The following is a 15,728-nucleotide window of genomic DNA, read 5'->3' on the forward strand; positions in this document are numbered from 1 at the left end:
ATTTCAATACAAAATTTGTTATAGCAAAATCGATAACAAATCCGAAGTGGCAGGAAGCCATGAAATTTCAATACAAAATTTGTTATAGCAAAATGAATGTGTATAGGTGTGGATAACGAGGGTACATTTGGATTTCAATACAAAATTTGTTATAGCAAAATGAGTAAAGAGTTATGATCTGTCCGTATTGCGCGAAATTTCAATACAAAATTTGTTATAGCAAAATGTTGCTTCTTTTTCGTAGTCTTTCGGATTTTTAAAGCATTTCAATACAAAATTTGTTATAGCAAAATTTTAATAATACCGCAAAGCCGTATTTAGCGGCTAAAATTTCAATACAAAATTTGTTATAGCAAAATCAAAAATAGAAAAAACAAAAATTTGGGCTACTAGAAGATTTCAATACAAAATTTGTTATAGCAAAATAGCTTTAAAAGGCGATTTCAGCACCTTTGAAGCTATATTTCAATACAAAATTTGTTATAGCAAAATTCGTGCAAGTATCAATTATTTTTCCATCAACTTCTTTATTTCAATACAAAATTTGTTATAGCAAAATAATGCTTGAATTAAAAGGTTTAAAACTTTTAAAGGGATTTCAATACAAAATTTGTTATAGCAAAATCGCTTTTATAAACTTTACCATCTTTAGAATTATAAGATTTCAATACAAAATTTGTTATAGCAAAATTTTATAAAATAAGCGCAGTTAAAAAATAATGTTTAAATTTCAATACAAAATTTGTTATAGCAAAATACTTTTATAGAAGCTGCGAGGATATTTTGGAAAGCTATTTCAATACAAAATTTGTTATAGCAAAATTTAAATAGAAAATTTTTCCCTTTATCAATAATAAAATTTCAATACAAAATTTGTTATAGCAAAATACCGGGCTTAAAGACAAAAATGGAAATGAAATCTAATTTCAATACAAAATTTGTTATAGCAAAATAAAAATGCGTGAATGTTATGTTTCTCTGTCTTTCGAATTTCAATACAAAATTTGTTATAGCAAAATAAATATCATTTAACAGTTTAAAAATTATTTTAAACCGCGAAAAGTTCATAGAAGCCTACATTTTATGAAAATTTTCCAACCGTTTTTAATTTAACAATGAGTTGTTAAAGAACGGCTTAAAATATCCGTAAAATAAATATTTCAGAGCAATTATACCAAAATTTTATTTGGAAAAATCAAAAAAAGTGAATAAACAATAAAAACTGAAACAAAATCAGGTTTAACTTATAAAAATATTTTATCGCTATCATTTTCGCCGATTATTATCTCTTTTACATCTGTTTGTCTAAAAAGCCTAAGTATGGTAATTGTATCCAGGTTTTTATCCGTTACTTTTTTGATTTCGCTTTCAAATTTTATAAAATTTGCAGGTGTTATTTCGCCTTTAAAAACGGATTTCTGATGATGCAAAAAGTATTTTTTGCATATCTTAAAAACCTTTGTCACACGCCTTTTTCCGACTTCACTTTCTTTGTCGCCGATATCGTAGAAAACATAAGCGAAGTTGTAGTTTTTCACATCTTTTCCTTTAGATTAAACGGCTTAAAACTAACGCCTTCGCAGATAAATTTTATTAACTTATATCCATCAAATTTTATAGCTGTTTTATATGAAATTTTGCGTTTAAGTTTAGCGTGTAAAAACAGTTCGTTTATACGGTTTTCAAAACTTTCTATAAAAATTTTTCGTCCGTTTTCGTTTAAAAGACAGTAATTTAATTTTTTATCGAAATGCTTTTTGGCGTCTATTTTTCTTAAATTTACCAATTCAAAAATCGTTTTAAATACTAAAACAGGCTTAAAAACTTCGCTTAAATCAAGGCTTAAACTAAATCTCGCGTCGCTACTTTCGTGTAAAAAACTCACGCTTTGATCAAGATGAGTTTGATAAATCGCGCTTATTGTTTTTGTGTATAGAAGTGTATTTCCAAAGCTTATCATCGCATTTAAAGGATTATCCGGCGGGCGTCTTACTCTTTTTCCAAGACTGAAACTCTCATCCAAAAAGATCTCGAAGCTATCATAAAATTTGTTCCAGATCATTCCTTCTATAAACATAATCTGATTTATCGAGTTCGCTTTTTCAAGCATTTTTTCCACATCATTTTTCAGAAAATCAAGCAGACTAAAAAGCTCTTTTTGCCGTGCCTGTAATAGTGATAAAGTACTTCATGTATATTTAACGATATACCTAAAACTATGCTTTTGGCGATTATTTGTCTGTATTTTAAAGCTTTTACCTGCGAAATTAAAACTCTGCCGCTTATAAGGGCTTTTTTATAAAAAAAGCTTCCGCTGTAATTTCCATAATAGTTGAAAAAATGAGCACTTATACCATACTTTGCGAAAAAATCCAAAAGTTTGCTGTTCAGGTTTATTTCATTCATAAAATATATCTCTTTGACACCCTCGACAGGGATATATACAGTACCTTTTTCGTTTTTAAAAGCAAGAGAGTTATCTTTTCTGGATAGCTCGCCCATGGAAAAAATATATCTTGTTTGAAGTTTTGACATTATTTTCCTTATATGTAGCAATAACTAAAATACGCGCATTTTCTGCATTTTTTTGAAATTTCAGGTTTTGGCGGATTTGATGATGAAAATAGAATCTTAAGTTCTTTTAAAATTTGGTTCAGCTCGTTTTCTTTTTTGTCGGTAAGTTCGATTATCATCTCTTTTTCGGGCAGTTTTTTATTTTCACCAAATTTTAATTTTCCTTTTCTTAATATTCCTGCATCTTTTAAAACTTTAAGATAATATAGAAGTTGCCAACATGCCGCCGTTTCGTCGCTATCGCTTTTTTTAAACTCGGTTACAAATTCGCTATCTATTTTATCAACAGCGATATTTTTAAACTTTATTTCATCTTTAAATTTAGTCTCATGCAGCGCCTTTCCTATTTTCACATCTTGGCTGTTATCTTCTAAATTTATATAATTAAAAGCTAGATAGCACTGTCTTTTGCAGTGAAAATAGTAATTTATCAAAGTAGCTGTTACTCTCACAAAAACATACTTTCATTTTTAAACTTATTGTCAAAATTCTCTCTTAAAAATTTGCCGTTTTCATCGACTAAATTTTCAAAATCATCTATAAAATGGTATCCGTATTGCGGGCTTGGTAAAAATTTATTATAAACGTTAAAGCTGAAAATTTCAGCCAATGCATTTAGGCTTATGACTTTGATTTTTCTTTTTGAGTAGGATTTTACTTCGTTTATATTTTTTACAGCTTCCCAAACTTTTTGTCCGCTAAGTTTGTTTTCGTCATCTAAAAGTTCGCTTATATCGCCGTATTCGCTCATATCAAACTTTTTTATATCGATACTGAAAGGTAAAAATATCTTTTCGGAGTTATCTTTTATAAGCTTCATTTTATTTGAAATTTGCATAAAATTCAGTGCTGAAATTTCATTAAAAAACTCGTCTCTTTTTGAAACAAGTGAATTTTCGGCTTTTGAGTTTTTGCTAAAAAGCTCATTTAAAAGAGTATTATAATAAGGTGTGAAATTTTTGTTTATTAAAGACTTTCTTAAATTTTCATCTTTTGTGTTGAATTTCATCCGCTCATCGTCTCTATAAACTTTATTCGCATCATCGTAATCAAAAAAATAGACCTTAGCCTGCTTTAGCGAATTTCTGTTGATTCTACCTAAAAACTGCTCTTCGCTTTCGATTGTAGCGATATCTTTAAAACCGAGATCCATATCTATATCTACGCCGGCTTCGATGATTTGCGTTGCTACGACAATACATTTTTTATCCTCTTTCGTAGCGGCGATAACTTTTTTTCTATAAAGTTTATTATCATCGCCGCTAAGCTCGAAAATATCATAACCGTTAAATTTATCCAATATAAAATTGTAAAATTCTCTTGCCGATTTTTTTGTGATGAACTCAAAAAGTATCTTGTCGGTTTCTTTTTCTTTAGCTCTGTTTATAAGCTCGTTGAAAATTTTATCTTTTTTGATTTCAAGAAGTGAAAAGTCAGGACTTACTCTATCTTTAAAAAGCGGATTTGAAAATACAGCTTCGCGGTTTTTTAAAAGTTCCACCCACTCATTTTGTGAGTTTATAAGATTTGAAATTTTAGGCAAAGTCGCTGACATAATGATAAATTTGATATTATAAAATTTGGCAAACTCATCAAGAAAAAATGCCATGAATTCCCATAAATTAGGATCATAACTTTGAATTTCATCTATTATGACAATCGAATTCGCCAGACAGAAAAGCGGATAATTATTCTCTTTGCTAACGCCGAAAAGCGTTTCAAACAGCCTTACATGGCTGGTTAGAATAAAAGGATGATTGAAAAAAGTTCTATTTATATAAGTTTTTTCATATTTGCTTTCATCATTTTCCTGATACGTATCATCCGTATTTTTAGATACAGGTGGAGTTATGCTGTTGATTACGGCGATTTTTTCGTCATCTTTAAAAATATTTTTGAAAACTTCATAAGTTTGAGAAATCAGTGTATTAAATGGAAAAATATAAAAAATTTTATTTAAATTTCCATTGTTATTCAGTAGATTTAACGCTAAATTTAGTGAAGTTAAAGTTTTGCCGCTTCCTGTCGGAGCTTCCAGATAGAAGATATTTTTATTTAAATTTTCCAATAAAGTCTGCTCGGAACTTTTAAAAATTTCATTTCTTAAAATATCAATTTCCTTATCTTTTGATAAAGAGTTGTAAAATGTCTTGAATTTATTAAAAAAACGCTCTTTTTCATCAGTTGAAAATATACCGAAATCGGTAGTTTCGATATCGTTCATATATTCGCTCGTCGCATAAAAATCACAAGCAATCAAAAGCGAATAGTGAAGTTTTAAAAGAAGATAAATTTCCTTACTTTGTTGTGAGCCTTCTCTATCGATATTTCTAAAAGAAACGTCCAAGATACTCTCACCCAAAATATCGTAATTCAGCCCATCTTTAAGCGTAGAATGATGATTTAGCACATTTGATAGAAGATGATAGAAAAGAAATATAACTGTGTCATTATGAGTTTTAAAAACTTCTTCTTCATAAGATTTTTTTATCTCTTTAAAAGATTTATCCGAATGCGTTGAAGCTACACGCCTATCTCTTTTGTAAGCTTTATTTTTCATCTTCATAGCTTGAAAAGTCGGATTTATCTTGCCGATATCGTGCCAAATGATTAGATTGTCGAAAATTTCAAGCATTAAACATTTAAATTTAAGCGCGTTTTTATCTTTTAAAATTTTAACAATTAAATCATTTATCACAATATCCAAATTTTTAGCTTTTTTTATCTTTTCCAAGTAAATTTTTGTAAGATTTGTATGTTCGTTTAGGGTTTCAGGAGTTTTATCATCACGTTTATGAGCCCAAAAACTGTCATTTACAGAAAACATATCGCGCTTTCTTTGTATTTGTAAAATCCGTCGCCAATCTCATAAGTTTGATTTGTAAAGATTGTTTTTTCTAACGTATAAAAGCCATTTTCATCAAATCCGATCGGATAATATTCGCTAAATATAAAACTGTCTTTACTTGGGTTCCTTCCAGGATTTTTAACGTTTTTTTCTAAAACAAGCGAGATAATTTCGCCTTTTTTTTCTTTAAACTCATCCAAATTTACAATTTTGACTTCGCTTATGCTTGCAAAGTGATCATTTTTACCAAGATATGGTATAAAAATCGCCTTTTTTTCCATTAAAAATTTTGATATTTTGGAAAATTCATCACTTTTATCATCTTTTATCAAAATTTGCCAGGCCGGATTTTCAAGCCATTGTTCTTTTATGATTAAATTTCCATCCTGATTGGCACCGACACCGTTATTGAAAGTCTGGATTTTTTTATTAAATCTTCCAAATTTTGCAAGCGGGATTAAAGCGATTTTAAGATACTTTAATTTTTCATAAAACTCAGGGTTGTTTCTGTTACCAAGTTCGCATTCTTTCGCATAGCCGCCAAGTCCGATTATAGCTCCTAAAAGACCAAGCAGAGTTGGTTTTGGAATGTTATTGTATGAGAAATATACATGTTCATTAACGTCAGGTTTTTTAAAAAATGCAAATTTTCCGCTAAGTTTAAAGCTTAAAGCTTTCATTGAAACTTTTCTCCGCTGTAAAGATCGAATTTATCAAATTTGCTTATAACTTTTAAAGCAAGCGGATTGTAAAAAATCTCAGCTTTTTTAATTTCGCTTGATGATAAGAGATTTTCAATCGTGTTTAAATTAAGCTCTCTTTTTTTGCTGTCAAACTCTAAATAGTTGCTAAGATCCGGTAGATATGCATTTTCAGCTGTTTCTATAAACATCGCAAACTCGTTTTCGCAACCGAATTTTGAATTTGAGTTAAAATTTGTAGCTGCAAATCTGGCCGCTTTTTTAAATTTCTCATAATCGCTGTCGCTGTAGCCGAAATGCGGATCGTTTAATATATTTTTATACTCATCATATGTGCTTGGATTTATACAAAACCCATAAAAGTAGTGTGCCTCATCGGTCATTATTTTAGTGCCAAGAGTGCTTTGCTTTGCCTCTTCTTTGACCGCAAAGGGCGATAAAATATCTTGAACTTCCACATTTGTAAGCTCAAATTTATTCATTCCCTGACCGATTTGAACGGCTCCTGTTATGGAAATGTTAAAACCCGCTTCCGTAAAAGTTACACCGAAATTTTTAATATCGATGCAATTAAAAAGATTTCTTAAAACTTCGCTTGTTTTGGTTTTTTTATCCAACTCATTAAAAAATAAAGCATATCTTTCTTTAAGTAAATTCGGGGCGAGTTCTCCGTCTTTATTTTGCTTTAAAGATTTTACATACAGCACTTTTTCGCCGCCTTTTTCCCACATTTTTTTCATGGGAAATTTAAGCGCTTTATCGCTTCCAAAAATATCGCCGTTTCCTGTACTTTTCGGACGTCCTGTAAAATCTGCATTCCAGTTTGACATCAAGGCTCTAATGCCGATAACTCCATAAACTCTATTCATCGCTTTCTCCTTTTTTATTATCATAGATTAAATTTTGTGACATCATTCCTGCTAACATCAAACTTTCAAAATCGTTGTTTATTTGTATATCGTCGCTATTTTGAATTAAAAGATAGGCTTTGTTGAATCTTTTGTCATAGATTGAAATTTCATATTTGTATCTTTCAAATTCGTTTTTTAAAACGCTTTTTAACTTGTTTGTAGTTTTTGCTTTAAGATACGGTTCGGCTAAAGCATAAGTTTTGTTTGCGGCTTTACTTTTACTCATCAAATACTTTGCAATTTGACCTGCCAAAAAGAAATATTCATTGCTGTCAAGCTTTGTAATATCGCTTTTTAAGGCATTTTCCAAGTTTTCTTTTATTGTATCTAAATCCACGGTTTCTCCTTTGTAGTCTTTTAAACTTAAGATAAAATTTATAGCTTTTTTAGCGTTGAGTTCGCCATACTCTTTGCAGGAACGAAGTGCAACTTTTATAAAATCACTTGAATATTTATTAACCATCTGATAAAAATCGGCTTCATTGTTTTTGTATAAAAGTTCTATCACGGAATTTCTTGTTTGATAAATCAGTTCTTTTAATATTTTATCGTTTATTTTTATTTCGTTACTGAATAAATTATTATCGGAAAGAGATTTTTGATAAAGAACTTCATCTATCTTTGCTTTTGCATTTTTATTATTAATCTCGTATAAATCAAGACCCGCATCGATAAAATCAACAATTTCGATTTTAAAAGAGCTTTTTTCTTTAAACACAATAGATTCAAAGTCACTAATAACAGCTCTTCCGTTCTCATTAAATTTCAGCAAAAAAGCATTGTCAAAATTATCTATAAAATTTCTGTTTTGATAAGAGAGCCAGTCGAAAAAACTCTTCTCATCTAGCGCTTCTTTTTGTGAAATCATACTCGGTAAAATACTTTTTCTGCTTTTATGCTTTAAAAACGGTTTTTTTGAGTTCATTCCGGTATTTGAGTTTGATAAACCGTAAATTTTACCATTTATAAGTTTATTATAGGAATTTGCATTAAAAATTTTTAATTCCGTATAAATTTGTGACTCTTTTTCATAAATTTCATCCGCTTCATCTATGAAAATTCTTACATACTGCCCATTTTTGATTTTTTCATCTGCAAATTTTTTTATTTCATCTAAATAATTTTTTATTAGCTTTTCGGCTTTATTTATCTTTTCTTGTCTTTCTTTACTGTTTATATACTCTTTTTGATTTTCAATTATTATTTTGTCTTCTTTTTTATTGAATTTTTCGAAAGTTCTAAATACTTCAAAATTTTTGTTTAAATTTTCAACTATATAACCGAAATTTTCTATTTTAAAAAATAGGGTTAAAAAATTTGCGTTATGAAATTTTTTGTCAAATACACTTTTGTTGCTGTCCAAATAAACACTTAAATAATCATTCTTTTTAAACCATTTTTTATCTTCTTCTACGACTTTATCGCCATTTTCTTTATATAAATCATTTTTAGATTTTTCCTGTTTCACTATAAATTTTTGCACATATTTTTCGCCGAGTTTTATATAAATACCTGATTTTAAAGTGTAACTGTCAAGTACCAAATTCGGCGTTTCGTTAAATCTCTCAATAAGATCTTTTTTCATCTATCTTCCTTTTTCGCAAAAGCCGAATGTCAGACTTCCTTTTTCGCCAAGACCTAGAGCTAATGCAATTTTGGCAAGCTCTCTTGCGTATGAATTATTTGCAAAATATACCTTATAGCGGTATGCGAAAATTTTGCCGCCTTTATAAGGAAACATAAACGGCTTATCGTTTTTTATCTCAATAAGTTCGATAATATCATCATTAAAAGAAACGCTATCATTTACAAAAAGTGAGAACTTATTTTTAAGATTTGTCTCAAGCGAATTTTTAAGAGTTAAGATATCGCTATCTTTTTTAGTCCAGCAATAAGATTTATTATCAATGCTGATTGTAACGACGGCGGGACTCATAGTGTAAAGACTTTGTATATTTGTCGGTGCAAAATCAGTAGTCAGAGTGCCTAAAACTTGAAAATCAAACCCTTTACTATTTTCAAGGCAATATTTCATACTTTCAATGAATTCAGGAAAAACGCTTCTTATTTTAAAGAATGCGATTTCATTTACATCAAACAGATCTTTTCTTCCTTCGTGTGATTGTAAAAAACTTAAAGAATAAGGTTTTATATGGTTTTTGGAATGCAAATTTTTTAAATTTTTATCAAGTAAAAAAGAGTAATTTATATTTTTACTAAGAAATCCAGGAATTTGTGAGAATTTGACAGCTTTTTTAAGTTTTACAGTAACATTCAGTTCATATATCAGCATACGAATTCCTTATATTTAAAATCATAATAAATAATGATTTTATAATCATAACATATTTTTTCATATTTGTCAATAAATTATTTAAAATTATAAAAAAACAATTAAATCATATTTAATAAATGAAGTTTTAAATTTAAACCGGATAGACGTCGTATAAAAACAAAAGACAGAGTATTTTTTTAAATTAAACAAAGTATGCTGATTTACATACTTTGTTTAATTTCGTTCAGTCTTGCGATGCGATCTTTTGTGCTTGGATGAGTTCTAAAAAGTTGTGAAAAGCTGCTTTTTACGCCGCTGAACGGATTTATTATAAACATATGCGCGCTTTGCGGCGTTGCATTTTGCATTGTGCGATTTTGCGCGTAATTTTCAAGTTTGCTTAGAGCCGAAATAAGCCATTCAGGATGTTTTGTCAGATTTGCAGCTCCTGCGTCGGCTTTGTATTCACGGCTTCTAGAGATTGCCATTTGTATAATTGCCGCAGCTATCGGCATTATGATTGCAGCAACAATCATTAAAATTCCATTTTGGCGATTGTTTTCATTTCCGCCGAAAACGGCACCGAATTTAGCGAAGTTTGCCAAAATTGCGATTGCGCCTGCAAAAACAGCCGCCACGGAGCCGATTAAAATATCATAATGTCTGACGTGGCTCATTTCGTGTGCCAAAACTCCCTCTATTTCATTTTCGCTAAGTAAATTTAGCAGTCCTTCCGTTACCGCAACGGCCGCGTTATTTGGATTTCTGCCTGTTGCAAATGCGTTTGGAATCTGCTCGGGGATTATATAAACACTTGGCATCGGTACATTTGCGGCATTTGCTAAACGGCGCACAATCGCATAAAGTCCGCCTGCTGAGTTTTCGTCGACTTTTACCGCGTGATAATGTTTTAAAACCAATTTATCGCTAAAAAAATAACTGAAAAAATTCATTCCAAGAGCAACTACAAAAGCTATAATTACGCCTTGTTCGCCACCTATCAATCCGCCAAAAAACATAAAAATCAAAGCCAAAAAAGTCATTAAAATAAACGTTTTTATCTGCTCCATATTTTTCCTTGTTTTCAAAATTTCATCGTATTTTACAATATTGTCGTTAATAAAACTGAAATTTTTCCGTGGCGTGCAAAAAATTTGATGATAAACAGAATAAGCTGTAATAAAAAATGATTTGAAATTGACTATAAAATTTTAAAGCTTGCAAGTTTTAACTTCAAAAATAGCGCAATCAGATTAAACTTGCGCTATCAATGTGAAATTTTATAAATTTATTTTTTTGAAATGGTTAAAATCAGTTTAACAGTTATTGCGTTTTTTGCAATATATTTTAAATCAATAAAAAATCAGCAAATGCATAATAAATAATTTTTAAAATTTAATTTTTAAAATAAAATCCGATTTGAGAACCTGATCCGAATTGCGATTTTATCGAAAGTTTAAAACCATGAAGTTTTAAAATCTGTTTTACTATAAAAAGTCCTAAACCAAAAGAATTATTCCAGGAGTTTGTATCTATGCGGAAATATTTTTTGCTTACAAGCGCGATATTTTCAGACGAAATTCCAATCCCTTTATCAATAACCAAAAGACATTCATCGTTTATTTCTATTAAAACTTCATCTTGCGAGTATTTAAGTGCATTTTCAAGCAAATTTAAAATTACCTGTTTTATTAAAATTTTGTCAATTTTCAAAATTTTATGTTCGCCTTTGATTATTATTTTGCGATCCGTAAATTTTGCCGGAATTTCATCTTTTGCTTCGTTTGCAAGCTCGAAAATATCATATTCGCTGAGATCCGGTGCCATATGATTATCAAAAGAAACTCTGATTTTATCTATCAAATCCACGATTTTTTGACAATTTGCATTTATTTTATTTAAAAATTTATCTTGCAAATTTCGCGGCATATTTTTATCTTTTTGCAATGTCTGACTTGCCGTTTCTATGATTGCGATCGGATTTTTAAACTCATGTGAAATGGAGCTTAAAATCGTTTCAAGCTGCATATTTTTAAGGCGTATTTTTGCATTTTTCTTTCGTGTTTTTTTATCAAGTTTTAAAATTGTATTTCTAAGATTTTCAAGTCCTATGTTTATTTGTTTAAACTCCGTTATTTTGGTATTTATATCGATTTCCCCATAGTCTTTATTTGCGATTTTTGATAAAAAATTTTCTATTTTTTTAAGTTCATTACGGTTTACGGAATTTAAAATTCTTGCTATTAAAAATGACAATATAAAACAAATAAAAAAAGCGACAAGAATTTTAAACATTATATCTTTAAATTTTACGAAAATACTATCCAGATTCGATGCGACGACAATTATATATGATCTGTCGTCAATTATCGTATCAAGCGCATAATAAAGCACCTCTTTATCGTCTATGGTATCGATTTGGGTTTTACTTGTAATATTTTTAAGTCCCAGAAATATATCCATATCGATAATATCCGAATCGCTGATTGTAAATTTTCCAAGATCTTTATCTAAAATTCCTATATATGTCCCGCTTTTTACTGCAAGACTATTGATAAAATTTTTATTTAAATTTCCGTCAAAAATGGAAATTTCGATGATTTTTGACATTATTTTGAGACGATTTTCAGCTAAATTATAATTTAATATTTTTTGATTTTGATACAAAATAAATGAAAACGCTCCGAAAAAAATCATAAAAATAAATAAAAAATTTAAAAGAAAAATTTGGTGAATTTTCAGCACAGTTCATATCCTTCGCCGCGAATTACTTTTATATAATTTTTCTCTTTTTTGGGATCGATTTTATCTCTTAAACGTTTTATGGCGATATTTATAGTTTGTTTTGACGTATCTGTATCGTGCCATACGCTTTCAGCTAAATATTCGCGGTTTAAAACGATCGATTTGTTTTTTATAAATTCTGTCAAAAGTGAAGTTTCCAGTTTCGTTAATTCGATTTCTTTATCGTTTATGAATGTTTTTGCGCTTGTCGAGTTTATAAGTATATCTTTAAATTTATAAATTTCGGCGCTTTTTTGTGTGCGTTTTAATACAGCTTTTATTCTTGCGATTAGATTATCCAAATCAAACGGCTTTGTTATATAATCATCCCCACCTACGCCAAAACCTTGCATTTGCTCTTCTTTGCTTGTTTTTGCAGTTAAGAAAATAACCGGCGTGTTGTATCCTTTTGCGCGTAAATTTTCTACGAATTTACTTCCTTCAATACCTGGCAAATTTCTATCTACGATAAGTAAATCCACATCTTCTTCGTTTAAAAATTGTTCAATTTTATTTGTATTTAAAAATCCTATCGCATCAAATCCGGCTTTTTCAAGATTGTATTCCAGAAGCTCAAGCAAATCAAGTTCATCGTCAATAATAGCAATTAAGTTTTGCAAATTTTTTCCTTTAAAGTTTTAAAAAAATTGTAAAATTTTAACCAAATTTTATGAAAAAATGAATTTTGTTTTAAAATTTCAGATAACGAACTTGATTTTGTATCGTAAATTTTTGCCGCATTACTAAAAACCGAAATATAAAATTCATCATTATGTAAAATTTTATTTTTTATACCTTTTTTAGTATCGTAAAAAACGTCAATTTCAAGTCCATATTTTTTGCCGAATTCATTAAGCTCTTTACGAAGTAAAATAACGGCTTTGTGTGAAATGATACAGTTTTTCTTTTGCACTATAAAAAGATCGATATCGCTTGAAAATTTTGCTTCACCTTTTGCAAATGAACCGAAAATCCAAATTTCTTTCGGATTAAATTTCACAATGATGTCAATGAGCTCTTTTTGAGTATTTTTAGGAAGTATAACATTATCCAAATTTTCCGCCTACATACTCTTGCAAAAGCTTTTCTCTAGGAGCTTCGAAAATTTGTTTCGTATTGCCGAACTCAACTAAATCACCCAAATACATAAAAGCCGTATAATCGCTGATTCTTGTTGCTTGTTGCATATTATGAGTTACTATAAGTATTGTATATTTTTCCTTTAATCTGTTTATCAGCTCTTCAATTGCGATGGTTGAAATAGGATCAAGAGCCGATGTAGGCTCGTCAAAAAGCAGGATATCAGGACTTACCGCAATCGCTCTTGCTATACAAAGTCTTTGTCTTTGACCGCCGCTAAGGCTTGTAGCGTCGTCGTTTAATCTATCTTTTACCTCTTCCCAGATATTAGCGCCTTTTAATGATTTACTCGTTGTTTGAGCCAATATCTGTTTATCTTTGACTCCTTGAAGTTTAAGACCATATTCCACATTTTCTTTTATACTCATAGGAAATGCGGTCGGTTGTTGAAAAATCATACCGATTTTTGTGCGAAGTTCGATTAAATCGGTTTTTTTATCCAAAATATTTTTGCCGTGAAATAAAATTTCACCTTCATAGCGATTTCCTGGATACAAATCATGAATTCTGTTTATCGAGCGCAAAAGCGTGCTTTTGCCGCAACCGCTCGGACCTATTAAAGCCGTTACTTTCTTTGTCGCCACGGGCATATTTATATTTTTTAAACTCGGTGAGCTTGAGCCGTTATACCAAAATGAAAAATTTCTTATATCAAGAGCCAATTCATCGTTTATTTGTGTTATTGTCGCCATATTTTTTCCTTATTTTTTTCTTTTAACTAAATATCTGCCTAATATATTTACGCCTAAAACAAATATCGCCAAAATAAAAGCGGCCGCCCAAGCTACCGCATTTTGATCTTCATTTGGAAATTGCGTAAATTCATAAATCGTATTTGTAAGTGAAGGCATTGGTTCCATAGGATTTGTTACAAAAAAATCGTTGTTAAACGAAGTAAAAAGTAACGGTGCGGTTTCACCGGCAACTCTTGCAATTGCTAAAATAACACCCGTTAAAAGTCCATTTTTAGCAGCCCTGAAAATAATTCCTAAAATTACTTTATGTTTTGGCGCGCCAAGAGCGATTCCGGCTTCTCTTAGAGTTTGCGGAACTAAAGTAAGCATATCATCGGTTGTTTTTAAAATCACAGGTACCATCATAATGGATAACGCCAAAGCTCCGGCCAAACCGCTGTAGCTATTCATAGGACTAACTAAAATCGCATAAGCGAAAGCTCCGATTACAATTGATGGCGTGCTCATCATAATATCGCTCATATTTCGCACGAAATTTGATTTTTTATCATTCGGTCCGCCGTATTCACTCAGATAAGTTCCTGCGGCAAGTCCGATAGGAATTCCGATAACTGAAGCTATAAAAATAATAATTATATGTCCGACAATGGCGTTTCTTATACCGCTGTCAATGCTGTCTTTTAAAAACATATCAAAACTGAAACCCGCCAAACCTTTTACAAAAAGTGTAACTATAATCCAAAATAAAAATAAAAGTCCGATAATCGCAAAAACAATAGATAAGAAATTTACAATAAAATTCGCTCTAATTCGTTTTTTGGCTGAAATTTGTCTTAATTCTATAAATGTATCGCTCATCACACAACTCTTTTCTTTCTTAAAAATGCAAATTTAGCTATTGCTATCGTAAAGAAACTGATAACAAATAGAATCAAAGCAAGATAAAACAGGCTGCTTTCATAAATTTTATTTCCCATTGCTTCGCCGAATTGAGTAGCAAGAGTAACCGGTATACTTGTAGCCGGATCAGTTATACTTGAAGGCACGACAGGAAGTCCTCCAAGCAAAAATGCAACTGCCATAGTTTCTCCAAAAGCCCTGCCAAGCGCTAAAATGATAGAACCAATGATTCCTGCTTTCGAGTATGGAAATACCACATCTTTTATTACATCAAATTGTGTCGCACCAAGAGCGTAGGCGCTCTCTTTTAAAATTTCCGGTGTTGTTTGCATCGAATCTCTTGTAACTGAAGCTATAAAAGGTAAAATCATAATAGAAAGCACAATTCCGCCCGTTAAAAGTCCCATTCCGGTTCCGCCGAATAATTTTTGAATTAAAGGCACAAAATATAAAAATCCCCACATACCGTAAACAATAGAAGGAATTGCAGCTAATAATTCTATATTTATGCTAAAAAAATTTCGTATTTTAAAAGGTGCGATTTCCGTTAAAAATATCGCTATTCCAATGGCAACAGGTGTGGCTAAAATCATAGCAATAACAGTTGAAATAATAGATCCATAAATTGAAGCGGCGCCTCCAAATTGCTCTTTTACCACATCCCAATCAGAACTTGCCAAAAAGCCGATGCCGAATTTTGAAATGGCCGGAAGCGAGTAATAAACAAGCGCTGCAAAAATCGCGAAAAGTATAACCAAAACAAAGATTGAAGCGCCTCTTGTCAGGTTAAAAAATATAAATTCGCGCATTTTGGCGCTACTACTTTGTGTTTGCATATTTTTTCTTTCTTAAAATTTAAAATTCCTACGAACAGTGTGTCCGTAGGAATTTTGTAATGTT

General features: G+C 30.5%; 14 protein-coding genes, 1 pseudogene and 1 CRISPR repeat array (1 of these 16 only partly in view). All 15 genes and pseudogenes read right to left on the reverse strand.

Annotated elements, in window-relative coordinates; genetic code table 11:
- A CRISPR array of direct repeats spans positions 1 to 1,019; the repeat unit is 30 nt; unit sequence ATTTCAATACAAAATTTGTTATAGCAAAAT; it begins 3,487 nt to the left of the window's first position.
- A gap of 225 nt (positions 1,020 to 1,244) precedes the next feature.
- On the reverse strand, positions 1,245 to 1,538 hold the full coding sequence (cas2, locus tag CHAB381_RS01895; protein ID WP_012108275.1) for a CRISPR-associated endonuclease Cas2: 294 nt from the start codon (positions 1,536 to 1,538) through the stop codon (positions 1,245 to 1,247).
- Positions 1,535 to 2,535, reverse strand: a pseudogene (cas1b, locus tag CHAB381_RS09155) (type I-B CRISPR-associated endonuclease Cas1b). Before cas1b ends, cas2 begins: the two are co-directional and overlap by 4 nt.
- Before the next feature lie 8 nt (positions 2,536 to 2,543).
- Positions 2,544 to 3,026: a CRISPR-associated protein Cas4 gene (locus tag CHAB381_RS01905; protein WP_041570453.1), complete on the reverse strand. Its 483-nt coding sequence runs from the start codon at positions 3,024 to 3,026 to the stop codon at positions 2,544 to 2,546.
- Complete coding sequence (locus CHAB381_RS01910) at positions 3,023 to 5,401, reverse strand: CRISPR-associated helicase/endonuclease Cas3 (RefSeq protein WP_012108277.1); 2,379 nt, start codon at positions 5,399 to 5,401, stop codon at positions 3,023 to 3,025. The genes CHAB381_RS01905 and CHAB381_RS01910 overlap by 4 nt, the downstream gene beginning before the upstream one ends.
- Positions 5,389 to 6,102, reverse strand: coding sequence for a type I-B CRISPR-associated protein Cas5b (cas5b, locus tag CHAB381_RS01915; protein ID WP_012108278.1), 714 nt, complete (start codon positions 6,100 to 6,102; stop codon positions 5,389 to 5,391). Before cas5b ends, CHAB381_RS01910 begins: the two co-directional genes overlap by 13 nt.
- Positions 6,099 to 6,992, reverse strand: coding sequence for a type I CRISPR-associated protein Cas7 (locus CHAB381_RS01920; RefSeq protein ID WP_012108280.1), 894 nt, complete (start codon positions 6,990 to 6,992; stop codon positions 6,099 to 6,101). Before CHAB381_RS01920 ends, cas5b begins: the two co-directional genes overlap by 4 nt.
- Positions 6,985 to 8,619, reverse strand: coding sequence for a hypothetical protein (locus tag CHAB381_RS01925; protein WP_012108281.1), 1,635 nt, complete (start codon positions 8,617 to 8,619; stop codon positions 6,985 to 6,987). Before CHAB381_RS01925 ends, CHAB381_RS01920 begins: the two co-directional genes overlap by 8 nt.
- Positions 8,620 to 9,327 (reverse strand): CRISPR-associated endoribonuclease Cas6, encoded by a 708-nt coding sequence (gene cas6 / locus CHAB381_RS01930; RefSeq protein WP_012108282.1) that lies wholly within the window; start codon positions 9,325 to 9,327, stop codon positions 8,620 to 8,622. It lies immediately after the preceding gene.
- A 203-nt stretch (positions 9,328 to 9,530) separates the two neighbouring features.
- Entirely contained in the window at positions 9,531 to 10,379 is an 849-nt protein-coding gene (gene htpX / locus CHAB381_RS01935) for a zinc metalloprotease HtpX (protein ID WP_012108283.1), read from the reverse strand.
- A 325-nt stretch (positions 10,380 to 10,704) separates the two neighbouring features.
- Positions 10,705 to 11,919, reverse strand: a complete 1,215-nt coding sequence (locus CHAB381_RS01940; protein WP_172462796.1) for a sensor histidine kinase — start codon at positions 11,917 to 11,919, stop codon at positions 10,705 to 10,707.
- A gap of 128 nt (positions 11,920 to 12,047) precedes the next feature.
- On the reverse strand, positions 12,048 to 12,713 hold the full coding sequence (locus CHAB381_RS01945) for a response regulator transcription factor (protein WP_012108285.1): 666 nt from the start codon (positions 12,711 to 12,713) through the stop codon (positions 12,048 to 12,050).
- A complete protein-coding gene (locus CHAB381_RS01950) occupies positions 12,701 to 13,147 on the reverse strand; it encodes a nucleotidyltransferase family protein (protein WP_012108286.1) in 447 nt (148 codons plus the stop codon). The genes CHAB381_RS01945 and CHAB381_RS01950 overlap by 13 nt, the downstream gene beginning before the upstream one ends.
- Positions 13,140 to 13,925 (reverse strand): phosphate ABC transporter ATP-binding protein PstB, encoded by a 786-nt coding sequence (pstB, locus tag CHAB381_RS01955; RefSeq protein ID WP_012108287.1) that lies wholly within the window; start codon positions 13,923 to 13,925, stop codon positions 13,140 to 13,142. The genes CHAB381_RS01950 and pstB overlap by 8 nt, the downstream gene beginning before the upstream one ends.
- A gap of 9 nt (positions 13,926 to 13,934) precedes the next feature.
- Positions 13,935 to 14,786: a phosphate ABC transporter permease PstA gene (pstA, locus tag CHAB381_RS01960; protein ID WP_012108288.1), complete on the reverse strand. Its 852-nt coding sequence runs from the start codon at positions 14,784 to 14,786 to the stop codon at positions 13,935 to 13,937.
- Positions 14,786 to 15,664 (reverse strand): phosphate ABC transporter permease subunit PstC, encoded by an 879-nt coding sequence (gene pstC / locus CHAB381_RS01965; protein ID WP_012108289.1) that lies wholly within the window; start codon positions 15,662 to 15,664, stop codon positions 14,786 to 14,788. Before pstC ends, pstA begins: the two co-directional genes overlap by 1 nt.
- Positions 15,665 to 15,728: the final 64 nt, after the last annotated feature.

The organism is Campylobacter hominis ATCC BAA-381 (assembly GCF_000017585.1).
In the GTDB taxonomy this organism is placed as follows: Bacteria; Campylobacterota; Campylobacteria; order Campylobacterales; family Campylobacteraceae; genus Campylobacter_B; species Campylobacter_B hominis.